Source organism: Lactiplantibacillus sp. 7.2.4, from assembly GCF_018991185.1.
GTDB lineage: Bacteria > Bacillota > Bacilli > Lactobacillales > Lactobacillaceae > Lactiplantibacillus > Lactiplantibacillus pentosus.
The window spans coordinates 40,962-62,015 of record NZ_JAGYGS010000015.1 but is presented as its reverse complement, the minus strand read 5'-3'; the positions used below and the strand labels follow the sequence as shown (position 1 = coordinate 62,015).

23 protein-coding genes and 1 pseudogene are annotated in these 21,054 nt (G+C 47.3%); 12 read left to right on the top strand and 12 right to left on the bottom strand.

Annotation, left to right across the window (positions count from 1 at the left end; translation table 11 throughout):
- Positions 1-239: 239 nt before the first annotated feature.
- From KGF70_RS07185 to KGF70_RS07155, 7 genes and pseudogenes are all read left to right on the top strand, one after another.
- A pseudogene (locus KGF70_RS07185) lies at positions 240-1,249 on the top strand (LysM peptidoglycan-binding domain-containing protein).
- Between the two features lie 377 nt (positions 1,250-1,626).
- A complete protein-coding gene (locus KGF70_RS07180) occupies positions 1,627-2,607 on the top strand; it encodes a LysM domain-containing protein (RefSeq protein WP_216768094.1) in 981 nt (326 codons plus the stop codon).
- A 249-nt stretch (positions 2,608-2,856) separates the two neighbouring features.
- The gene (locus KGF70_RS07175; RefSeq protein ID WP_216768095.1) at positions 2,857-3,363 is read left to right on the top strand and encodes a methylated-DNA--[protein]-cysteine S-methyltransferase; all 507 of its coding nucleotides are present in this window, start codon (positions 2,857-2,859) and stop codon (positions 3,361-3,363) included.
- Between the two features lie 48 nt (positions 3,364-3,411).
- The gene (locus tag KGF70_RS07170; RefSeq protein WP_216768096.1) at positions 3,412-4,311 is read left to right on the top strand and encodes an ABC transporter ATP-binding protein; all 900 of its coding nucleotides are present in this window, start codon (positions 3,412-3,414) and stop codon (positions 4,309-4,311) included.
- On the top strand, positions 4,304-5,521 hold the full coding sequence (locus KGF70_RS07165) for an ABC transporter permease (protein WP_216768097.1): 1,218 nt from the start codon (positions 4,304-4,306) through the stop codon (positions 5,519-5,521). Before KGF70_RS07170 ends, KGF70_RS07165 begins: the two co-directional genes overlap by 8 nt.
- A gap of 456 nt (positions 5,522-5,977) precedes the next feature.
- A complete protein-coding gene (locus tag KGF70_RS07160) occupies positions 5,978-6,499 on the top strand; it encodes a hypothetical protein (RefSeq protein WP_216768098.1) in 522 nt (173 codons plus the stop codon).
- Between the two features lie 661 nt (positions 6,500-7,160).
- Complete coding sequence (locus KGF70_RS07155; protein WP_216768099.1) at positions 7,161-7,673, top strand: hypothetical protein; 513 nt, start codon at positions 7,161-7,163, stop codon at positions 7,671-7,673.
- Between the two features lie 275 nt (positions 7,674-7,948).
- Here the strand turns inward: KGF70_RS07155 and KGF70_RS07150 are convergent, their stop codons facing one another.
- The 3 genes from KGF70_RS07150 to KGF70_RS07140 all read right to left on the bottom strand — a co-directional run bounded on the left by KGF70_RS07150 (position 7,949) and on the right by KGF70_RS07140 (position 9,491).
- On the bottom strand, positions 7,949-8,692 hold the full coding sequence (locus KGF70_RS07150; protein WP_216768100.1) for an SDR family oxidoreductase: 744 nt from the start codon (positions 8,690-8,692) through the stop codon (positions 7,949-7,951).
- Positions 8,693-8,704: 12 nt separating this feature from the next.
- Complete coding sequence (locus KGF70_RS07145; protein WP_216768101.1) at positions 8,705-9,025, bottom strand: carboxymuconolactone decarboxylase family protein; 321 nt, start codon at positions 9,023-9,025, stop codon at positions 8,705-8,707.
- A gap of 64 nt (positions 9,026-9,089) precedes the next feature.
- Positions 9,090-9,491, bottom strand: coding sequence for a cupin domain-containing protein (locus KGF70_RS07140; protein WP_216768102.1), 402 nt, complete (start codon positions 9,489-9,491; stop codon positions 9,090-9,092).
- Positions 9,492-9,672: 181 nt separating this feature from the next.
- Here KGF70_RS07140 and KGF70_RS07135 point away from each other — a divergent pair, with 181 nt between their 5' ends.
- Complete coding sequence (locus KGF70_RS07135) at positions 9,673-10,107, top strand: MerR family transcriptional regulator (protein ID WP_021337521.1); 435 nt, start codon at positions 9,673-9,675, stop codon at positions 10,105-10,107.
- Between the two features lie 224 nt (positions 10,108-10,331).
- On the opposite strand, the gene KGF70_RS07130 is transcribed toward KGF70_RS07135, so the two are convergent.
- The 4 genes from KGF70_RS07130 to KGF70_RS07115 all read right to left on the bottom strand — a co-directional run bounded on the left by KGF70_RS07130 (position 10,332) and on the right by KGF70_RS07115 (position 15,353).
- Positions 10,332-10,520: a hypothetical protein gene (locus KGF70_RS07130; RefSeq protein ID WP_003639551.1), complete on the bottom strand. Its 189-nt coding sequence runs from the start codon at positions 10,518-10,520 to the stop codon at positions 10,332-10,334.
- Positions 10,521-10,721: 201 nt separating this feature from the next.
- Positions 10,722-11,984 (bottom strand): ArgE/DapE family deacylase, encoded by a 1,263-nt coding sequence (locus KGF70_RS07125; protein ID WP_216768103.1) that lies wholly within the window; start codon positions 11,982-11,984, stop codon positions 10,722-10,724.
- Between the two features lie 81 nt (positions 11,985-12,065).
- On the bottom strand, positions 12,066-14,642 hold the full coding sequence (locus KGF70_RS07120; protein WP_216768104.1) for an ABC transporter permease: 2,577 nt from the start codon (positions 14,640-14,642) through the stop codon (positions 12,066-12,068).
- A gap of 9 nt (positions 14,643-14,651) precedes the next feature.
- Entirely contained in the window at positions 14,652-15,353 is a 702-nt protein-coding gene (locus tag KGF70_RS07115) for an ABC transporter ATP-binding protein (RefSeq protein ID WP_216768105.1), read from the bottom strand.
- Between the two features lie 365 nt (positions 15,354-15,718).
- Here KGF70_RS07115 and KGF70_RS07110 point away from each other — a divergent pair, with 365 nt between their 5' ends.
- Positions 15,719-15,859: a hypothetical protein gene (locus tag KGF70_RS07110; protein ID WP_162937037.1), complete on the top strand. Its 141-nt coding sequence runs from the start codon at positions 15,719-15,721 to the stop codon at positions 15,857-15,859.
- A 273-nt stretch (positions 15,860-16,132) separates the two neighbouring features.
- On the opposite strand, the gene nth is transcribed toward KGF70_RS07110, so the two are convergent.
- Positions 16,133-16,783: an endonuclease III gene (gene nth / locus KGF70_RS07105; RefSeq protein ID WP_050340301.1), complete on the bottom strand. Its 651-nt coding sequence runs from the start codon at positions 16,781-16,783 to the stop codon at positions 16,133-16,135.
- 316 nt (positions 16,784-17,099) lie between these two features.
- Here nth and KGF70_RS07100 point away from each other — a divergent pair, with 316 nt between their 5' ends.
- Complete coding sequence (locus KGF70_RS07100; RefSeq protein WP_216768106.1) at positions 17,100-17,393, top strand: type II toxin-antitoxin system prevent-host-death family antitoxin; 294 nt, start codon at positions 17,100-17,102, stop codon at positions 17,391-17,393.
- 92 nt (positions 17,394-17,485) lie between these two features.
- On the opposite strand, the gene KGF70_RS07095 is transcribed toward KGF70_RS07100, so the two are convergent.
- Positions 17,486-18,109 carry a sugar O-acetyltransferase gene (locus KGF70_RS07095; RefSeq protein WP_050340299.1) on the bottom strand — a complete coding sequence of 208 codons (624 nt, stop codon included), beginning with the start codon at positions 18,107-18,109 and terminating at the stop codon, positions 17,486-17,488.
- Between the two features lie 199 nt (positions 18,110-18,308).
- Between KGF70_RS07095 and lepB (KGF70_RS07090) the strand changes: the two genes are divergently transcribed.
- Both lepB (KGF70_RS07090) and lepB (KGF70_RS07085) read left to right on the top strand, forming a co-directional pair.
- Positions 18,309-18,926, top strand: a complete 618-nt coding sequence (gene lepB / locus KGF70_RS07090) for a signal peptidase I (protein ID WP_216768107.1) — start codon at positions 18,309-18,311, stop codon at positions 18,924-18,926.
- An 84-nt stretch (positions 18,927-19,010) separates the two neighbouring features.
- The gene (gene lepB / locus KGF70_RS07085) at positions 19,011-19,634 is read left to right on the top strand and encodes a signal peptidase I (RefSeq protein ID WP_159256566.1); all 624 of its coding nucleotides are present in this window, start codon (positions 19,011-19,013) and stop codon (positions 19,632-19,634) included.
- 228 nt (positions 19,635-19,862) lie between these two features.
- Here the strand turns inward: lepB (KGF70_RS07085) and KGF70_RS07080 are convergent, their stop codons facing one another.
- From KGF70_RS07080 to KGF70_RS07070, 3 genes are read right to left on the bottom strand one after another with little or no spacing between them, the layout of a single operon-like run.
- Positions 19,863-20,333, bottom strand: a complete 471-nt coding sequence (locus tag KGF70_RS07080) for a hypothetical protein (protein WP_216768108.1) — start codon at positions 20,331-20,333, stop codon at positions 19,863-19,865.
- Entirely contained in the window at positions 20,317-20,802 is a 486-nt protein-coding gene (locus tag KGF70_RS07075) for a GNAT family N-acetyltransferase (protein WP_216768109.1), read from the bottom strand. Before KGF70_RS07075 ends, KGF70_RS07080 begins: the two co-directional genes overlap by 17 nt.
- Complete coding sequence (locus KGF70_RS07070; protein WP_088770823.1) at positions 20,799-21,053, bottom strand: hypothetical protein; 255 nt, start codon at positions 21,051-21,053, stop codon at positions 20,799-20,801. Before KGF70_RS07070 ends, KGF70_RS07075 begins: the two co-directional genes overlap by 4 nt.
- Between the last annotated feature and the right edge of the window lies 1 nt (position 21,054).

Genomic DNA, 21,054 nt, shown 5'->3' with positions numbered 1-21,054 from the left:
AAGAATTTCGCTCATCGCTTTAAGCCATTTTTTAAGTAACCTTCTGAATTTTACCGCGAGTATGACGATAATGTGGCGAAAAGATGATGAAAGTGTTAACTTGTTATACTATGTTACTTTATGACAAAATTGGCGCAAACCGTAATCTGTTGTTTATTGCTTTGCAATCTGGAGACAGTATACTAATCACCATTCAATGAAACGTCAGACAGCAATTTTATAGGAGTGACTTTATTATCATGAAAATGAAAAATGCGCTATTAACTTCATTAGCAGCGACTGGCCTCTTAGCCCTCGGTACGACCGTCGCTAACGCTGATACAGTCGTCGTCAAAGCTGGCGATACCGTCAGTGCGTTGGCCTTGACGCATCATACGACCATCAAGGCGATTCAAAAAGCGAACCATCTAAAAGACGTCAACTTAATCTACATTGGCGACAAACTAGAAATCAACGGCAAACATCAGACCGCAACTGCAAAATTACCAAGCAGCGCTGCTAGTTCAGCGGCAACCAGCACCACGAGTACCGCTTCGAGTGCTAGTTCTGCCGCCCACTCCAGCACCGCACAGTCTTCATCAAGTACCAGCAGTGCTGCGGTAAGTGCTTCGACGACGGCAACCAGCACCGCTAGCGCTGCATCAAGCTCAGCCGCAACCAGTAGTGCTTCCAGCTCGGCATCTAGCGCAGCCACGAGTAGCAGTACGACTGCTTCAAGTAGCCAAGCTTCCAACGCCAGTTCAAGTGCTACTTCCAGTTCAGCGACATCGAGTGCAGCATCGTCGAGTTCAACGTCAAGTGCCGCTAGCGAATCTAGTTCCACAGCAACTTCCGCTTCAATGACGAAGTTGAGTAACACCACCGCAACTAGTTCGTCAGCAACGAGCACGGCCAGCGCCGCATCAAGTAGCGCGACTTCTTCAAGCACGGCGGCATCCAGCGCAGCCACGAGTAGCAGTACGACTGCGACCAGCAGTTCATCGACGACAACCTCATCTTCTTCATCGTCGACGAGCACTTCAAGTAGTCTGAAGCAGCCGCGAAAGCTTGGATTGCGAACAAAGAATCTGGCGGCTCATACACGGCCTCAAATGGGAATTACTATGGTAAGTATCAACTTTCCAAGTCCCTACTAAACGGTGATTACTCTGCATCCAACCAAGAAAAGGTCGCTGACGAATATGTCGCTTCCCGTTATGGTTCATGGGTTGCTGCCAAGGCATTCTGGGAAGCCAACGGTTATTACTAAACAAAATCTTGCACAACTGAACATACAATCAGCGCGACACCTCTTTGGGGGTGGCGCGTTTTTTGTATGTTCAGTTGTGCGTGTTTCGCCCTTGCTTGTTCAGTTCGGGCTGGAAGCGACCTTGTTTTTCCAAAATGACGAAGCGCGCTTAAGCTTCCTATTTCAACGATTTTAGGGACTAACGATTGCAAATCAGCGGCATTGTAAGTGTTAATCTGTTACACTATATACTAATCACGTTATCGGTTCCTTTTGTTATGGCAATCGTTCAAGTCTGAAAATTAATTATTAAAGGGGTAAATCGCCCTTAACGAACCGCTTACATGATGGTACACTTTAAAAGAAGTCTATTCTAAGTTTGGGAGTGAACAAAGTCTATGAAAATCAAACACCTCTTATTATCCTCATTAGCAACAACTGGGGCGATCGCGCTAGGCGCCACTGCTGCCAAAGCGGATACGGTGACTGTCAAAGCCGGTGATACGGTCAGTGAGATTGCTGATACCCACAAAACCACGGTTGCAGCCGTCCAAAAGTTGAACCACTTGAAGAACGTCAACTTAATTTACGTTGGCGACAAACTCAAAGTGAACAAGCACCAATCCGTCAAAGTCGTTCGTCCAACGACCACGACTGCAACTCAGGCAACCACAACGAACGCCACCAGTAACGCAACTTCTGCCTCTGTCGCAAGCTCGACGACCACTGCCAGTCAGGCTAGTGTCAGTTCAGTAAGCAATGCAGCCAGCCAAAGCAGTACCAGCCAAGTTAGCGCTAGTTCAGTAAGCAATGCAACTAGCCAAAGCAGTACCAGCCAAGCCAGTGCTAGTTCGGTTACCAGCGCAACTAGCCAAAGCAGTACCAGTCAAGCTAGTGCTAGTTCTGTAAGCAATGCAACTAGCCAAAGCAGTACCAGCCAAGCTAGCGCTAGTTCCGTAAGCAATGCAACTAGCCAAAGTTCAACGACGACGACGCATGCCGTTGCAACCAGTGCGGCTACTAGCCAATCAGCTACGTCTAGTGCAGCCAGTTCAAGCACAGCTAGTTCTAGTGCGGCTAGTTCCAGCAGCAGTGCCGCAACGACGGCCAGCTCAAGTAGTACCGCTACAACCAGCAGTACTTCGACCAGTAGCACCGCGGAAGCCGCAGCGAAAGCTTGGATTGCTGCTCGCGAATCTGGCGGTTCATACACCGCAACGAACGGTATTTACTATGGTAAGTATCAATTAGGCAAATCAATGCTGAACGGTGATTACTCCGCTGCTAATCAGGAAGCCACTGCAGATGCTTACGTTGCCGCCCGTTATGGATCATGGGTCGCTGCCAAAGCATTCTGGCAAGCTAACGGTTGGTACTAATCCTTATTTGAATTTGAATATTGCCATCATTAACGATGCGCCAACCGATTCTGAACCGCCACTATCGTCATTCATCTGAATGTCAGTAGTGGCGGTTTTGCTTAGTGAAGCTGGCTTGTTGATCATGTTTTAAACGTACTGGCAAACTTGCTCCTATTATCCAGGATTCAGCTAAAATTCAATTGCCCTCACCCTTTACCAAATTCTGTTATACTAGCGCTATCAACTATGAAAACGAGGTTTATGCTCATGCAATTAATTCTGACAAACACCACTATTGACCAGCATACCTATTGGCTAGGTTCGACTGATCAGGGGCTCGCATTTGTCGGTAGTCGTGACGGTTCGCGCGACGAATGGCAGTCGTTTTTCCCAACCGCCGAAGCCGTCTATCGTCCTGATGCCAATCAGTCAGCCGCCCAGGAATTGGCCGCTTATCTCAGCGGTAAACGGCAACGATTTGATGTTCCGCTCGATCAAAGTACCGGAACAGCCCTGCAGCAAGCTGTCTGGCAAGCACTGACTACGATTCCATACGGCCACACGATGACTTACACGCAACTTGCTAACATGATTGACCGTCCCACTGCCATCCGGGCCGTCGCATCGGCGGTGGGCCGCAACCCACTATTAATCGTCGTTCCTTGCCATCGCGTTTGTCGCAAGGATGGCCAGCTGGGCGGCTATCGTGGTGGCTTGCCAATGAAACGCGCGCTGCTGGAACTTGAGTCACAGGTTAGTGCTTGCAACAACTAGTTAACTATGACATGATTGAATCAATCTAATGATTTAGGGGGGCAACACATGTTATCCATCACACATATCCATAAACGCTTTGGCGATGTTCAAGCGTTAAACGACGTGACGTTCGATGTCCATGACGGGGAAATCGTGGGTCTGATTGGTCAAAACGGGGCTGGAAAATCCACCACTTTTCATAGTATTTTGAATTTTCTAGCTTTCGAGGGGCAGATTACTTGGAATGGTCAGCCACTGACGGCCGCCGATTATGATCAAATCGGGTACTTACCTGAGGAACGTAGTCTGATGTCCAAACTGACCATCACGCAACAAATCGTCTACCTGGCACGACTGAAAAATCAGCCCGCCAAGGTAATCAAGCCTAAGATTGCCTCATGGATGGCACGGTTTGCAGTCAAGGGCCAGCCAACGGATAAAATCGATAAGTTGTCAAAGGGGAACCAGCAGAAGGTCCAATTGATTTGTACCCTGATCCACGAGCCCAAACTCATTATTTTGGATGAACCGTTCAGTGGTTTGGACCCCGTAAACGCCGATTTACTCAAACAGGCGATTCTGGATGCGAAGCAACGGGGCGCGGCCATCATCTTTTCGAGCCATGATATGAGCAACGTGGAAGCGATTTGTGACTCCTTAGTCATGTTACGGAATGGGGAAACTGTGCTGAAAGGGACGATTGACGATGTCCGCGCACAATTCGGACGGACCCGCCTCTTCCTGACGACTGACTGGTCAGCGGACCAACTGGCTGCTCTCCCTGGGGTCACCGGCGTTTCTAAACAAGGTGCGCGGCGCTACCGACTCGAACTCGCATCCGCCGATGTTGGCCCGGGCCTCTTCGACCAAGTCACGGGTGGCCATTATATTGAGGAATTCAGTCAGCAACCACCGACACTAGATGAAATTTTCCGCACGGAAGCTGGAGGTGGCCAACATGAATAAGACGTGGATCGTCACCTTCGAAACCTACTTACGTCAAATCAAATCTTGGAGCTTTATTTCGCTGGTCTTTATGCCATTTGTCTTCTTTGGCTTCGTCTTCGCCTTCTCTTACTTTGCAGCTCCGAGCGCCAGCAAAAGCGACATTGCCGTCATTAGCACCGATAAGGCCCTGCGCACAAGCTTCATCAAACAGAGTCAGATTGCGACGACTAAAAAATATCAGACGTTAGCGAGTGCTAAGGCGGCTACCAAGCGCAACGACATTGCCGGCTACCTCGTGGTCTCAACGGATAAGCAGCAATTACGAGCCAAGTTTACTGGACCGAATGCAGTCAGCAGTGGCGATAAAGCCAAAATTCAGCAATTTTTAGCCACGATTCAGGGGCAGCGTAACCTGCAACAAGCTAAGCTGACGTCGAGCCAAGTCAAGGCGCTGGCGATACAACCCAAGTTCACACAGGAATTGCAACGCCACGCCGCATCCGATAAAACGGCAAAAACGGTCTCCTTCTACATCGTGGTCTTCTTCGTCTACTTGATTTTGACCACCTACTCCGCCATTACGGCCCAAGAAGTTGCCGCGGATAAGGGAACTAAAATTATGGAAGTCATCTTCTCAAGTACCACGCCACGTAAATACTTTAATGGTAAGATTTATGGTGTTTTGCTCGTCATCGTCACCCAGTTGCTCGTCTATCTAATTGGAGGCTTTGCCGTCATTCAGTTTGCCCAACGCAGTGCGCTGACCGCGGATTTCTGGGAACAGAATACCGACTTGATCAATCAGGTCATCCATAACCTGGTGTCAATCAACCTCCTATTTGCCTTACTGGCGGTCCTCCTATATACGATTGCTTCCGCCTTCTGTGGTGCCTTGGTGACGCGGGTCGCGGATGCCAGTAAAGCTGCGCAGCCGGTTATCTATCTCAGTATGTTGGCCTTCTTCATGGCACTCGCTTTTCAGAATACGCCGGATAATCTCTTCGTTAAGATTTTCTCGTATATTCCGTTCTTCTCGTCATACTTCATGCCGTTGCGGCTGATCAACGGGATGGCAACCATGCCTGCCGCAGTGATTTCACTCTTGATTCTGATTGCCACGATTGTCGGTAGTATGCTGTATATCGGCCGGATCTATGGCGGTTTAATGCTACAGACCGACGAACTCGGCTTCTGGGGCAATCTAAAACGCGGATTGAGTTTGAAGTAGTTGTCATCATTCCGTTACTGATAACCTGGTTATTTTTAATATGAACCTGTTAATACACGTTTCAGCATGGCAAATCGTCGAGCTGAAACGTGTTTTTTAGTAACCAGATTTGTCTGCGTGCGGTGACTGTCAAAGCTGTTATTGGCCAATTTCCGCTACTCACACCGCGTTGCTTGTCTCCCATTGGTGCGAAGTAAGAAGCAAAGATTCGAATCAAGACACTGGGTGCGGAAAGTGTTGGGAATAAATAATTCATAGAAAAGACAAATAATCGTCAATTTTTGCTATGGGAATAGGTTCATAATGTATAATTGCAGGTATGACTATTTTATATTGATGACTTCCAACTCACGCCAATTGCAGCTTATGACCTTGGCACGTTGTCTGGAGTACTTATGGTTTTGATAGGAATTATTTTAGGCGGATTATCAGTCGGATTATGAAAGGAGGTTAATTGTGCTGATCAACGCTTCAGCTGAAACATTAAATTATACTTTTTTTGGTGCTTTTGCTTACTTCATGATTAGTAGTAGCATATTACTAGTTTGCTTTCGCAGTACTCGGGTTGCTGGTGGGCCTTTTAATTTAAAAATAAAACGCCAAGCACGTAAAAGATATCTCAGAGTGCCTCTCAAACGTGACAAAAAGATTCGACGGCTTCGTAATCGCTACATTATTTTGGGCTGCATTGCTGCCTTTGGTTTTATAGCTCAATTTTGCATCACTTCCCTTGGTTATCCAATTGAATCAATAGTGGTAGCGTCAATAGTGTTTCTCTTACAATGCTATGCCAACCAATTCATAATCGAAGTTCGTAATTATTGGAAAAACCACGACCTGGAAATCCCAGGCGTGTCATTAATTCCTAATTGGGCTTTTAAATTACGTTTGGTGATTATCCTGACATCCGACTTTTCACAACTAATTATAGGGGTTTCTTATGCCGTTTATTTCATGAACTATGTCCTGCCAAATTAACTTTGACCGCATTCAGATATTCAAAAATAATTGAATTCGCCTGGTATGTTACTTCGAGAAGGAGCTGAACATGTCTCCGTTACAGTTGACCTTATTATCTATCTGGATGATTATTTTGATCATATTAATCATCAGCGTCTGCCTATCACTGTTGATACCTAAGGCATTCGCCTATGTCTCAAAGCCAATATCAAAGCAAGGTGTACGAAGTAAATTAATTGTTGGTCCAACAAAGGCGTATCGTGCTCAAATAAAAGTGTGTCTGATTTCAACTACACTTTTTCTGATAATCATATGGGCAGGTTTTTTCGCGCTATTAAATCGACATTTTATCCTAACACTATACTCATGCGCATTGGCTTCAGCTTTGTACATTTTTCCAGGTATCGTGACACCTTATTATGAATATTTGTATTGGTCCCGACCTAGAAATTTGGATTTTGAAGTATTGCCCCACAAGATTTTCAACAAACTACTGATTCTGAGGCTAATCCGCGCTGTTTGTCTAGTCCTGCTTTCCTTGTTGCCAGCTGTATTTCATTTTGATTTTTTGATGATTTTACTTCACATTCTCAATACCATTGTGGGCTGAATACCTTTAGACTATTTGTTTATACCAATTTCTGGCATGTTATTATTACCGCGAAAAGGAGGTTGAAACGTGTCCTCGCAAGTGATTTCCACTATGATTACCCTCGCCATCGTAACCGCTTTGTTCGATTTGGTCATTATGCTCGTTATACTGATTTTTCTGCACAGCATTAAACCAACTGGCAGTATTTTTAATATCAAGCGCAAGATTATCGCGCGCAGAAAGTATTTACATGAGCCACTTAAACATGACCATACTGCACGAAAATATTTCATATTAGGTTATGTCACGGTCTGTGTCCCCTTTATCTGCACAGTTTCGCAGCTTTCTACCGCCACTTATGATTACCAGGTTCCGCTAGCTGTATTGATATGTGTGTTCTACCTTCTAACGTGGCGGTTCAGTCGAGCAATTGACCTCATTCGCAACTACTGGGAACAACCAGCGCATTCTCATCCAGAATTCGAATTAGCCTCAGAAAAGATTTTTTGGTTACGCGGACTCATCTTCAAAAGCGCGTTGGTTATTGGGATGATACTGAGTATTCTGATCGCGGTTGGAACCATTTATTTTGGCATTTAGCAACCTATGCTGTATCGTCATCCGCCCGTGAATCGTATATTCAATTGTTGGGTTTATGCCCAAATTACCACCTATTGTGCTGGTTAATTTGGACGTGAATTCTTAACTTTACCCATATTGCCATTTGACCTTATCCAGCCCAAAAACGACCAAGTGATCGCTACACAAAATAATTTGTGTAGCGGTCACTTGATCGTTTTTTTGTCGGGCTAAATGGTAGTTTATCCCCAACAATTCATAATGATAAAATTTTAATTATCAGCCAACGCTGCAAATTACGCCTGCTTGGTTGGGTAGATCGTAAATTCATTGACATTGACATCTTCTGGCTGATCAATGGCAAAGTTAACGACATTTGCGACTGCTTCCGGACTAATGCCAACTTGTTGATAGAAAGCGGTCATGTTCTGCTTAGCCGTCTTATCCGTAATCGTGTGCAAGAGTTCCGTATTGATTGCGGCTGGATACAAGCTGACCGTTCGAATATTAGTTCCTTCCTGGGCACTTTCCATTCGGATGACTTCCATCAAATTACGAACCGCAAACTTCGTGGCACCGTATACGCCGGCCCCCGTGAAGGATTTAATTCCGGCAACCGAAGACGTCGTAATGATTTGACCAGACTTCTGAGCGGTAAAAATCGGCATGACCGCTGCCACGCCATTCAAAACGCCTTTGATATTAATATCGATCATCTGGTCCCATCCATCCGTGTGTAGCGCGCTGATAGGCGACGTCGGCATGATACCGGCATTGTTGAAAATGACATCCAGGCCACCGAATTTGGTTTGGGCCAAGTCAACTAGTGCTTGGACTTCAGCGGCCTTCGTCACGTCGGTCACTAGGTAGGCCGCTTGACCCCCGGCAGCTTTGATTTCATCAACCAAGGCTGCCAACCGGTCTTCGCGCCGAGCCCCTAGCACGACTTTGGCACCATGACTGGCTAACTGTTTGGCAGTCGCCGCCCCAATTCCGGACGACGCTCCCGTAATAACGACAACTTTATCTTTAACTGTCATTCAATCTTACTCCTATTCACCATAAACTTCTTTAATCAGCGCCATTGCAGACCAGGCTTTAGGCCAGCCAGCATAGAAGGCCAAGTGAGTCACGATTTCAACGGCTTCGTCCTTTGAGATGCCGTGATCCTTGCCCATCTTGAAATGCGCCTTTAATTGTGGAAAATCACCACTGGTCATGAGGCACGCAATCGTAATCATGCTCCGATCATGTAAACTAAGGGCACTTTCCCGTGACCAGGCTTCACCAAATAAGACATCATCATTTAATGCGGCAAATTGTGGGGCTAATTGACCCAAGTTATCGCGACCTGCAGTTTGTTTTTCTGCCATATTGACTTCCTCCTCGTTTTAACTATTGATTGATATAGCCGTTAACGTTGTCTCAAAGACACCGCTAGTCTGCTAGTTTGGCATATGCAGCATCATCGAAGGGTTCGAGCCATTCACTCGTCCCTTTTGTAATCGCGATGTGTGCGAACCAACTATCCTTAGTGGCACCATGCCAATGTTTGACACCGGGATGGATCGTAACGACATCACCTGGGTGCAGCAATTGTGCCGGCTTGCCATCTTCTTGGTACCAGCCTTCGCCGCTCGTCACTAATAGAATTTGGTAACCATTGTGGTGGATATGCCAGTTATTACGGCATCCGGGTTCAAAAGTCACGTTTGAGACGTTGACGTCGACCTGGTCATCTCCTGCCAACGCATTGAGATAACTTTGCCCAATAAAATATTGTTGGTAGGCGACGTTCTTTTCGCCTAAACCAAATAAACCACTGTTGTTTGTTGTCATATTAGAACACTCCTTGTCTTAACTTGCTTAATACCTCATCGATGAACCTAGCTTACAACTTAAAGTGTACTTTAAGTCAACCGCAAAGTTTAAACTTGCTAAAATAAGTTTTCGTGGTATGGTTAGTGCTAAAGTTACTTTAAATAATAACGATATCAAATTAATCAAAGGAGTTGATTCTATGACCACCACTACCCCTGAACGCTATGCCATCGGTGATTTTGCCAAGGCAGTTGGACTCACCGCACCCACCTTACGCTATTACGAAAAAGCTGGGCTAATTGAACCTCATCGGCTGGAAAACGGCCGGCGCTATTACGAAGCTGCGGATATCAACTGGGTCAAATTCTTGTTACACCTGAAAGGCACCGGAATGAGCATTAGTGAATTGCAGCAGTACGTTGCCTGGCGAGCGGCCGGCGACGAGACGATTCCACAACGCCTCGCGTTACTCAAACACGTTAAGGAAGATTTCTTAGTTCAGTTCAACGAAGTGCAACACCATCTCCAAATTCTGAATGACAAAATCAATTGGTATGAGGAAAAAGAAGCCGGCATTACGCAGGATCATGAAGATTTCAGTAGTTACTTACAACGCTTTGGGCATCATGAATAACTGCTAGCCCAATGATCACTGAACGCAAATAGCCCCGCCGTCGTTATCGAAAATTCGAAACGATGGCGGGGCTATTTGTAATGTCTGATTTTCAATTAAATACAGTTGGGCTGGACCTGATCGTGATGCCAACACTCACCTGGCCAAGTCCACAAACACTCAGCAGTCCATCTATCACTACAAGTCGGATTGGTGAATACTGTGCCATTACTTTGATGAATGCCTTAGCGATGCCGGCCTTGCCGCAACAACCCCAGATACCACTTTGAAATCTTCGGTTGCAATAACAGGCCAATCACGATGGCGAGGCCACAACCAACGTAGCCAGCAGTCGTCGTTCGGGTATATAGCAGGCCAATACCAATAATGATTAAAAACGTGGCCAGGAATTCTCGAAAACTTTTAACAAACATTGTCACCACACCTTTCTAAACCTGTGAGTCAGGCGCTAAACCAGTGGCCTGGCGTTCGGTTCTGGATGAGACATCCTGAGTCCGTAAACACCGCCACCCAACTGTCTTAACGCCACTATCAATCGTATGTATAACGAAAGGAGCCACCAATTTGGCGCCCCCCTTCGTAATCATGTTGCATCGTTTACCGCCAACGAATACCTAGGCGAGTAAACGGGTAATCATTTGTTGATAAATTTCAATAAACCGGCCGTACATATCCAAATCAACGTATTCGTCGACTTGGTGTGCGGTAATGTTACCTGGGCCAAAGACGATCACTTGCATATCCGGACTCTTAACAATGTACGATGATGCATCCGTCCCACCGGGTGCCCCAAAGTATGGGAGCCGTTGTTGCAAGACTTGTTCACCGACCTGCTTGGCCAATTGAACGAGCTGGCTGTCTTCCGGCGTATGAACGGGATAAAAGGAACTGGCGATGTCCATCGTCAAGTTCGCACCAGCAGCGTTGCATTCCGCGATGATGGCTTCCAAATCCTTGATCAGCTTGTCGTTACGTAATTCCGGAATCGTCCGAATTTTGACCGACATTTCAGCGCTAGCGGGTACCGTGTTGACTTGTTCCCCACCACTGATCAACGTCACAACTGGGATTGTCGGGCCCAAGACAGGATTGACCACATCCTTGAAGCTGTCAAAGTACGCCGTCTGTTTCTGATAATAAGTCATCAACATGTCGATTGCATTTTGACCAATCGTTGGCATTGAACTGTGCGCAGCGACCCCGTGTGCCTTGATGGTATAGGTCAATGATCCCTTGTGGGCAAGTTCAATAAAATGTTGTTCGGTCGTTGGATTAGCATCAGCCATCCGTTGCGCAGTCGTCCCGTCGACACCTAACATCGCTTGGATCGACTTGGTCAACAACAATTGTTTGTCAGCGCCACTCGGTTCTGCACAAATCAAGGTTTGTAAGTCATCGGCATAGCCCAGTTCAGTCAGTTGTTCAGCGCCTAAGTGGTCGACTTCTTCACCGACCGTGGCTAACAAGCGCACCGTCCCGTGAAGCGGTACTTGTTGGTCATGCAGGCTAATCATGGCAAAGACTTCTGCCATCAGACCGGCCTTCATGTCCGTCACCCCACGGCCATACAACCGGTTATCCTTAATGGTTGCGGCCAAGGGATCGGTATGCCACTTATCAGCGTCACCTAACGCCACCGTATCTTCGTGGCCATCCAAACCAATCACCGGCCCGTTGCCATCCCCGATTTCGGCAACCAAGTTGACCCGTCCCGGTGCGTACGTGATGGTCTTGGCTTCGATGCCATGTTGCTTGAGCAACGCCACCAAATAATCGGCAACTAATTGCTCATGGTCATTCACCGTATTCATTTTAACAATATCGCTTAATGCCTTTACAGCCGCTTCTATCTGCGCTGTTTCCGCCATGCCGTTCATCCCCTAATCATAGATAAATTAAACTGTTCCAATCAATTTAATTATACCACTTCCATTCAGGACGACCGTCATCAGGAACACCTAATCAACCGATTTTAGCGCATCCAGCATATTGACCCGTTTGAGCTTCCAATGCATCATGGCCATGACGAGTAGACTGAAGGCTAGCGTCAACAGTGCCGAATAGATGTAGCTGAGCGGATGAATCGTCGGCGAGAACATCAGCGCGTTGGTTTCCGCCGTCTGCAGGATATAAGCATGTAACCAATTGCCCAAGAAGCAGCCGACTAACATTCCCAGTACCGTTAGAATCAGGTTCTCGCGGAAAATATACATCGTGACTTCACCGTCATAGAATCCAAGCACTTTGATCGTCGACAATTCCCGAATACGTTCAGAAACGTTGATGTTCGTCAAATTATACAAGACGACTAGCGCTAAGGCCCCAGCAGAAACGACGAAAATCAAGACGACTAAGTTCATGCTATCGAGCATCTTAAAGTTCGTGGCTTTCTCAGTGCTCATCAACGTCACATTTTGAATGCCCGTTTGCTTCAACAAGCGGTCAGCGTAGGCGTTCTGTTGCTTGGTCGACGCGTTCTTGAACTGCACGTAATTCGTGTTATACACTGGTGCCTGCTTGAAGACCTGCCGATAATACGTCGGACTCATGTAGATAAAATGATTGACATAATTTTCAGCAATCGCACTGACGCGAATCTTTTTCGCCGGTTGCCCCGCGACTTTGATCGTCAACTGGTCGCCAGCTTGAACGCCATACAACTTGGCCAGTTTTTCATCAATCACCGCACCGTGAGTCCCCAGCTGAATTGCTTGGTGACTCTGACGATGCCGTAAAACGACGAACTTGGACAAGTGCTGTTGCGCCGCTGGAATGCCGAGGGTCGCCGTCTGTTCGGCGACGCCCGCTTGTTTGACCGTCACCTGCTTGGCCTGCAACTTCATGCTGGCACGATACGTGGATCCTTTGCTAATGGCGCGTCGTTGCTGCGCGGTTTCTTGCCCACTGCGCGTCACGATCGCATCATAGTGCCACAACTGATTGAATTGCTTGACACTAATATCGCCAATCGAGTCTTTTAACCCAAACCCGGTAATCATCATCGCCATACAGCCGGCAATACCGAGAACGGTCATCAGTAGCCGCTGTTTGTAACGGAATAGGTTCCGAATCGTAATTTTATGGTTAAAACTCAGCCGCCGCCATAACCACCGCCAGCGTTCTAGTAGCAGCGTTTTACCCGCTTTGGGTGCTCGTGGTTGCAACAAACTTGCCGGTAATGCCCGCAAATCAACTCGCAAGACGACTAGGGCCGTTCCGAGCGTGCAAAGCAAAGCGATTACGAGTGCAATCACAATATCCAGCCAGATATACTGAACGTGAATGGCTGGCAAGTTATACATACTGCCATACGCTTGGGCGATAAACCGTGGGAAGAAGTTGACCCCAAAGGCAACACCTAGCGCGGTCCCAATCAGTGCGGCTAAGCCCCCGTAGACCATGAACTCGCTCCCAACGGCGGTGTTCGAGTAACCTAATGCCTTCAACGTTCCCATCTGCAAACGGAGCTCCTCGACCATCCGCGTCATCGTCGTCAAACAAATCAGCGCCGCAATGGCAATAAAGAAGAGTGGGAAAACGGTCGATAGGGCGACGACACGCTGCGTATTTTCATGATATTCCGTATAGCCGGGATTATCCGAGCGATCCGTGTACAGATAGGTCGGTGCTTTGATGGCCGCGACCTTGGCCTGCGCCTGCTTCAGCTGAGTCTGGAGCTTGACCAGTTGCGCGGTTCCAGCCGGCACCTGACTTTCTAACTGCTTCGTCGCTTGTTGTAACGGTTTAATTTTAGCAGTTGCTTGCGCTTGCAGTTGTTGTTGCCGCTTTTTGGCTTGCGGCTTGAGCCAGCGTTTGAGCGCCGCCGTATTCTGCCGATTCAAACGCCGATATTTCGCCGTATACGGCGTTACGCCACGTAAGTTTTTGAACTGAACATCAATTCTCGTAATCACACTAGACTTCAACACTTGTGGCCGGACGTAGACTAAGTAGTCCAACGTCCCCTTCCCCACATTTGTCACGCCCCGGTCCGTATTCTCGACATAGGTCGGTGAGTTCACAAAGCCGACCACTTTGAACGTCCGGCGGGTAAATTGTTGGTTACGTTTCGTCGTCGAACTGATTCGATACGTCGACCCAATCTTCAACTTAGGCTGTAATCGTTTGGCCTGTGCGTCCAAGACGATTTCGTTGGCGTGTCGCGGTAAACGACCACTAACAACCCGCAACTGATTCAAACGTTGGGTCTTCGGTAATGCCATGACACGGATGACCTGACTGTTGGTCAACTGATTCACATCGACATATTTGGCCGCTTGATAAGTCAGCTGCGCGCGATGTTTGGCCAACACTTGCGTATCTGATTTCGTCAGCCCCAGCGTCGACTGCACACTATTCGTCGCGAGCTTTTGTTGCTTATAGTAGTCATTAGCGGCTTGCGACATATCAGGACCTGTCGCTCGAATCCCAGTATAAAAGGCTACCCCGAGGAAGATAATGAGTAGAATCGACGCAAACCGGGCCTTGGAGGACCAGATTTCACGCATGATCGTTTTAAAGTAAGCTGCTGTCATCACCCTCACCTACCATTCAATCTCGGCAAGCGGTGTCGGGTGCGCGTTATGCTCAATTGATTGGACGTGCGCATCATTAATTCGAATCACTTGGTCACCCATCTTAGCAATGGCGCTGTTATGCGTGACGATAATAACGGTCGTTTCCGTCTCCTTGGCCGCATTTTGGATGACTTGCAAGACTTGCTTCCCGGTCTTATAATCCAAGGCCCCCGTGGGTTCATCACAGAGTAATAACTTTGGATTTTTTGCGACAGCCCGCGCAATCGCGACCCGCTGCTGTTCCCCACCTGATAATTGTGCGGGGAAGTTGTCCGCCCACTTCGTCAGGCCAACCAGTGCCAACGTTTCATCCACATCGCGCGCATTCTTCGTAATTTGTGACGCCAATTCCACATTTTCGCGAGCCGTCAGATTAGGGACTAAGTTGTAGAATTGAAAGACGAACCCGACTGACTGCCGGCGATAAGTCGTCAACTGACGAGCATTCATTTTTGCAATATCCACACCATCAATCAAGACCTCGCCTTCCGACGGACTATCCATCCCACCTAAAATATTCAGCAAGGTTGATTTACCAGCCCCACTTGGGCCCAAAATGACGACCACTGAACCCTGTTCCACTTTAAACGAAATGTCAGTATTCGCGTGGGTCACCTGTGTGCCGGTCAAAAACATCCGGCTCATCTGTCGTACATCAATATATGCCATTAAAATTCCTCCATCTATATGTAATTGCTTGCCACTATCCTATTGATTGACCTGCAATGCTGGTTAGGTCAAGGTTGTTTTACGTTGCTGGACGTACCGATTAGATTGCATGCGTTGCTAGTCTTCGCATTTTTCCTAGATTGGTCACGTGCTTCTGAGGACGCTTTCAATTCAGGTCTCGACTGTCGCCCGTTTAGCTTATCCAAATCAACGTAACCTTTACGTTTTATGATACCGTACTTTTGCGATTTCCGCGCAAGTTTTCAACCGTAACTTGCATCACCCCGCGGTTACCCGTACAATAACAACAACGATTCCAATCACCGACACAAGCCCATACCGGGCCACGACAAAGGAGGCATTTCATGATTGCAGAAGCCGTTGCGACGGTCCTAATGTTGATTATCTTCATGGCAGGCTTTACCTATTTTCTCAATAGCCTATTTTTCCGGCGCATCGAAAAACATGATGCCGACCGGAAACGTGAACAGCGCAAACACCGTTGACTCAGCGTTTACTGGGATAGTGTTAAAGGCAGCAACCGCCAGAAACAAGACGAATTAGTGTCAGCCTGCAGTTGTAGGTCCGTTCTACACCGGCTCTCACTACCACGGATAACACCTGTCCCTCACCCAAAACGGATATTGATTAAAAATAAAGCCAACCAAGTCTGACAAGCAAGGGTTAATGCTCATCTGACTTGGTTGGCTTATGTCATTTTCACTAAACTGCCGCAACGCTTGCTATGCAGCTCAGCGAACTTGGCAGCTATCCGGTGATTAAACGATGGCCTCATTTTCCTCATTCAACTGGTCACAGTCGATAATCAACTGACAAACTTCTTTATCCGGCGTCAACTTCATCGAATATTTACGTCCAAACTCAATCATGGTGTGGTGCGCTTGATGTAATTCTTCCGGTGCCATGACGCTGACGATTTTTTGCTCAACCTGCAATGGCGTGGCGGCTTGGTCCACAAAGTGTAGGCGCTTGGAGATTGCTGAAACGTGCGTGTCGACGGCAAAAGTTGGCTGTTCAAAGACGTCGCTCAGGACCACGTTGGCGGTTTTACGACCAGCCCCCGGGAGCGCCATGATCCCTTTCCGGTCAGTTGGTACGACGTCATTCAAGTCTTCATGCACGATCCGGGCCGTTTTAATAATATTACGGGCCTTATTGTGGAACAACCCAACCGATTTAATGATGGCCTCAACATCAGCGAGGTCCGCCATCATCAAGTCTTTTGGCTCCGGATACTTCTCGAATAGCACCGGCGTCACTTTATTTACGGAAACATCAGTCGCCTGCGCGCTCAAAATCACTGAAATCAAATACTGAAATGGCGTCCTTGAATCCAGCGACCGACCCACTGGTCCAATTTCGTCTTCCATCTGATGAATCGCCCACACAATTTGGTCATCTTTTAGCATTGGTCTTGCCGCCTCTTTCTGATTGATTGATTAAGTTATATTTTACGGCTGTTGCGGGGTTCTGTCTATTGGTTTAGCGGGTGAGGTGAACCGGGTGTTATCATTTCACACATCCAGACATTAGGGCTAAAATTCAACATGACTACTAAAACTAAGACCCAGACGCTCAATCAATTTGGGTTTACTGAGATATTAAGTTAAAGCGGCCGCACCTCGATGTCTACTCAAAGACATCAAACCAGCGACGTCGTACCGGTTTACATCCAATATCCGACAACAGCGATACTAACCAATTATCAACAAGGAGGCGCGCACCATGCCAATTACCACGACACAAAATGACTTTCGCACTCATTTGAAAGCCTATCTTGACCAAGTAACCGATAAAAATCAATCTGTGCTAGTTACTCGCTCAAATCAGCGTACAGTGGCCGTTATCTCTCAGGAGCAACTCACCACGCTGCTCACCGCGGTCAGTGCTAATAAAGATTCACTGGCATATGCCGTTGCCCGTGATAAATTGATTGACATGCAGCTTTTAGCCAACGATCCGGCAGTTGATAATCCGCAAGCTTATTGGGAACGTTTAAACCCTACCAATAAACAATAATGGTCATCATTTTTCGACCACTTCAAGCATTAAAAACGGGCTAATCCAGTCGTCTTTCGACCTGAATTAGCCCGTTTAACTTTACCTATCGACTAGTTTTCATCGTCACGGTCCGCAAAGTAAGCCGCGCGCTGTTTGGCCCAATAGTCGTGGTCAGCGGCGGTAATTTCGCGTAAAACGTGGCACGGATTGCCGACTGCCACCACGTTATCTGGAATGTCATGCGTGACCACCGAACCGGAACCAATCACGACGTTACTTCCAATCGTGACGCCCGGATTGATGACCACGTTACCCCCAATCCAAACGTCATTACCGATTGTAATCGGCCAGCCGTATTCCAATTCTTCCGCACGAATCGCCGCATCGATCGGATGACCGGCCGTATACAGCCCAACGCGTGGCCCCATAAAGACGTTGTCCCCAATCGTGATGCGATTAACATCAACGAAAATCGCGTCATAATTGGCGTAAAAATGCTGACCAATCGTTGTATTCGTGCCGTAATCGGTATGAAACGGCGGTTCAATGTAGCCGCCAGCCCCGATTTTGTGAAACATGGCCGTCAATAATCGTTGCCGTTCTTCCGGCTGTTCTTCCGTGGTTTGGTTGAATTCCCGCACCAGTCGTTTGGCCCGATGATTCTCACGGCTCAATTCAGCATCGTTAGCAACATAGAGTTCGCCCGCCAACATCCGTTCTTTTTGTGATTTCACTTGTCCCGCTCCCTTATCGCTTCAGTATGATTATCCACAGCCTATCATAGCACGAGTTATCATCCCTGATTGGTCAATTTTGAAAGCAGCAACGCCCATTTTAAGCAGTTGAGATAACTTTTAAAGCTTTTTTATACTGCTAAATTTTCAATATCGTTTATAATAAAGGGTATACACACCATTAAGGGAGTTTTAATCATTGAAAACATTTAAAAATATCATGAGTTGGGTGGTGCCGATTGCCATTGGGCTGATCATCGCCCTACTGATTCGTCAGTTCTGGTTCACGATGGTCAAAGTCGATGGGACTTCGATGCAGCCTAACTTGCAAAATAACGAACGCGTTGTTGCCTTCAAGACGAGTAAGATTAAGGCTGGTTCCGTCGTGGTCTTTGATGCTTATGGACTCGACCCGAACCAGACTGATAAGAAAGCCGTCTACGTCAAGCGGGTGATTGGGATGCCCGGCGACACAGTGCGCTATACCAGTTCTGGTAAGTTATACGTCAACAACAAACTCGTCAAACAGACTTATTTAAAGAACAATTATCAACAGACGACCGGTTCGTTCATGTCGAATAGTCACAGTCAATTCACTGGCTGGACGCTCAACAGTCTGAGCCATGACCAAGGGTGGGCTAAATCGATCACCAACAACAAAGTTCCTAAGGGTTACTACTTTGTCATGGGTGACCACCGCAGCGTCTCCAACGATAGCCGTTACTGGGGGCTCGTGCCTGAGAGCAAGATGATTGGGGTCGTCAAAGCCTGGCCTTGGCAAAACCGCAAGCAATACATCAATAATTATCAACCTTAGTTTTAAGGATATGACAAACAAGTCGCCAATTGCGGCTTGTTTTTTGTTATATTAGAAGTATCTTAGAATGTTAGGAAGTTATTTATGATAACCAAAGTAACCCGCTACTTAAGCTGGTTGATTCCAATCATCATCGGGCTGGTCATCGCATTACTGATTCGCCAATTCTGGTTCACAATGGTCAAGGTCGACGGCGATTCAATGCAGCCTAACCTGCAGAATAATGAACACGTGGTCGCTGTCAAGACGAGCAAGGTCAAGCGTGGCAGTGTCATCGTCTTTCATGCATACGGCGTTGACGCCACCGAAAAGGACCGGAATGCCGTGTATGTGAAACGAGTCGTCGCAGTTGGCGGTGACACCGTCCGTTATACACATGCTGGTAAGCTTTACGTGAATAACAAGCTGGTCAAACAATCCTATCAGCCAAGCCGGTATCAATTAACGACCGGCTCATACATGGCAAATTCTCACAGCCAATTCACCGGCTGGACATTAAACAGCCTGAGTCACGATCAACCCGCTTGGCAGGTCAAGGTGACTAATAATCGCGTGCCTAAGGGTTCTTATTTCGTGCTAGGTGATCACCGCAGCGTCTCTAATGACGGTCGTAGTTGGGGCTTCGTGCCGCAATCAAAAGTGATTGGGGTCGTCAAAGCCTGGCCTTGGCAAAATCGCAAACAATACATTAATAATTATCAACCTTAGTTTCAAGGATATGACAAACAAGTCGCCAATTGCGGCTTGTTTTTTGTTCTCGATTATTTCCAAACACACATCATTCATGTATCGCCACAAAATTATCATGGCACCAAAAAAGCCGTAAGCGTTATACACATACTTACGACCATCATTAGTTTTAATTTGTCCACAGGGGATAACTTTCGAATTGTTTTCCGACTTATCCCCCACTTGTTCATAACCGAAGCAGTCTGCCTAAGATTGATTCTTAGCACGCCGGTCGTGCAACCAAAAATACCCACAAACAAAAGGGCTCAATGGCACTAAAATCAGCGCCATCACGATATTTTTGAAGAAGTTGATGAATCCATCCATGAAGTCACTCTTCGCCTCAACTTGCGGCGTCAGTGCAGTCGGTACTGGTTTCGGCTTAGTGCGCTTGGCGGCAACTGACCATGGCCGGCCAGAATCCTGTATGATCTGGTCATCGTCCGGGCGCGTCGATTCAGGTTCTTTGGGCGTTTTGCGCCAGACTTGAAACACACGCGGCCAGCGATATTTCACGATTGGAAATAGGACCAACGCACAAATAATGCTATAAATCACCAACGGATTGAATTCCAACACGATGTGATTGACTTCTTGGCGCGCGGTGAAAAACATCAACATAAAGACGGCAATTGCACCGTAAAACCAACTAATTAACAAATTACTCGCTTTCCACATGGGTTGTCACCTCCTCAATCATTGATTGGCGCAAACGCACCATACTTTTGCACTGGATACCATTCTCATAGATTGGTGCTGGATAGTTATCCACAAAGTAGTCGACCCAAATATCGACTAGTTCAAAGCCGGCACGTTGATAAATCGCTAGCTGCCGTAGTGACGAATTACCGGTGCCAATTTGCAGTTCACGACAAGTCGGATCTTGTCGACAAACAGCGATTGCCGCGTTTAACAGTGCCTTAGCGATCCCCTGATGTTGATAGGTTGGGGCGACCGCTATCGATTTGATTTCACGAATTCCTGGCCGCTCGTCTGTTAACAGAATGGCGCCAATAATCTGGCCATCCTGTTGATAGCCATAACAAGTCGCTGTCGATAAGTACGTCCTAATCTGGTCCCACGACGGGTCCGCCGCCAATAATAACGCCCGTGGAATCTGCGAGGTAGCAATCGGCCGAATGCTCATGAGCGGCGGCGTTGTTGATGCCGCTGATAGCCATTACCCCAGCAGACGTACGGAATAATGACCGCAATGATTGCCAGTGCATACTCGCGCACCGTCAAGTCCATCGCGTTGACCAACACCAAATAAGCCAGCAAAATAGTCCACAAAACTGGCGCAATCCCGCCGACCCAGAAATGGCGACTGGCTGTAAAGACATATTCTTCTAAGATAAATACGACAATCGCCACGACCCCTAAAATCAATAGTTGCATC

What these genes read in the sequence shown, in the direction of transcription:
- KGF70_RS07140 (WP_216768102.1), bottom strand. Translation starts at nt 9,491, where the DNA reads ATGACAACAAACAACAGTGGTTTATTTGGTTTAGGCGAAAAGAACGTC.
- KGF70_RS07165 (WP_216768097.1), top strand. Translation starts at nt 4,304, where the DNA reads ATGAATAAGACGTGGATCGTCACCTTCGAAACCTACTTACGTCAAATC.
- KGF70_RS07100 (WP_216768106.1), top strand. Translation starts at nt 17,100, where the DNA reads ATGCCAATTACCACGACACAAAATGACTTTCGCACTCATTTGAAAGCC.
- lepB (WP_159256566.1), top strand. Translation starts at nt 19,011, where the DNA reads ATGATAACCAAAGTAACCCGCTACTTAAGCTGGTTGATTCCAATCATC.
- KGF70_RS07075 (WP_216768109.1), bottom strand. Translation starts at nt 20,802, where the DNA reads ATGAGCATTCGGCCGATTGCTACCTCGCAGATTCCACGGGCGTTATTA.
- KGF70_RS07125 (WP_216768103.1), bottom strand. Translation starts at nt 11,984, where the DNA reads ATGAACGGCATGGCGGAAACAGCGCAGATAGAAGCGGCTGTAAAGGCA.
- KGF70_RS07175 (WP_216768095.1), top strand. Translation starts at nt 2,857, where the DNA reads ATGCAATTAATTCTGACAAACACCACTATTGACCAGCATACCTATTGG.
- KGF70_RS07120 (WP_216768104.1), bottom strand. Translation starts at nt 14,642, where the DNA reads ATGACAGCAGCTTACTTTAAAACGATCATGCGTGAAATCTGGTCCTCC.
- nth (WP_050340301.1), bottom strand. Translation starts at nt 16,783, where the DNA reads ATGCTAAAAGATGACCAAATTGTGTGGGCGATTCATCAGATGGAAGAC.
- KGF70_RS07110 (WP_162937037.1), top strand. Translation starts at nt 15,719, where the DNA reads ATGATTGCAGAAGCCGTTGCGACGGTCCTAATGTTGATTATCTTCATG.
- KGF70_RS07135 (WP_021337521.1), top strand. Translation starts at nt 9,673, where the DNA reads ATGACCACCACTACCCCTGAACGCTATGCCATCGGTGATTTTGCCAAG.
- KGF70_RS07180 (WP_216768094.1), top strand. Translation starts at nt 1,627, where the DNA reads ATGAAAATCAAACACCTCTTATTATCCTCATTAGCAACAACTGGGGCG.
- KGF70_RS07150 (WP_216768100.1), bottom strand. Translation starts at nt 8,692, where the DNA reads ATGACAGTTAAAGATAAAGTTGTCGTTATTACGGGAGCGTCGTCCGGA.
- KGF70_RS07170 (WP_216768096.1), top strand. Translation starts at nt 3,412, where the DNA reads ATGTTATCCATCACACATATCCATAAACGCTTTGGCGATGTTCAAGCG.
- KGF70_RS07070 (WP_088770823.1), bottom strand. Translation starts at nt 21,053, where the DNA reads ATGCAACTATTGATTTTAGGGGTCGTGGCGATTGTCGTATTTATCTTA.
- KGF70_RS07080 (WP_216768108.1), bottom strand. Translation starts at nt 20,333, where the DNA reads ATGTGGAAAGCGAGTAATTTGTTAATTAGTTGGTTTTACGGTGCAATT.
- KGF70_RS07130 (WP_003639551.1), bottom strand. Translation starts at nt 10,520, where the DNA reads ATGTTTGTTAAAAGTTTTCGAGAATTCCTGGCCACGTTTTTAATCATT.
- KGF70_RS07145 (WP_216768101.1), bottom strand. Translation starts at nt 9,025, where the DNA reads ATGGCAGAAAAACAAACTGCAGGTCGCGATAACTTGGGTCAATTAGCC.
- KGF70_RS07115 (WP_216768105.1), bottom strand. Translation starts at nt 15,353, where the DNA reads ATGGCATATATTGATGTACGACAGATGAGCCGGATGTTTTTGACCGGC.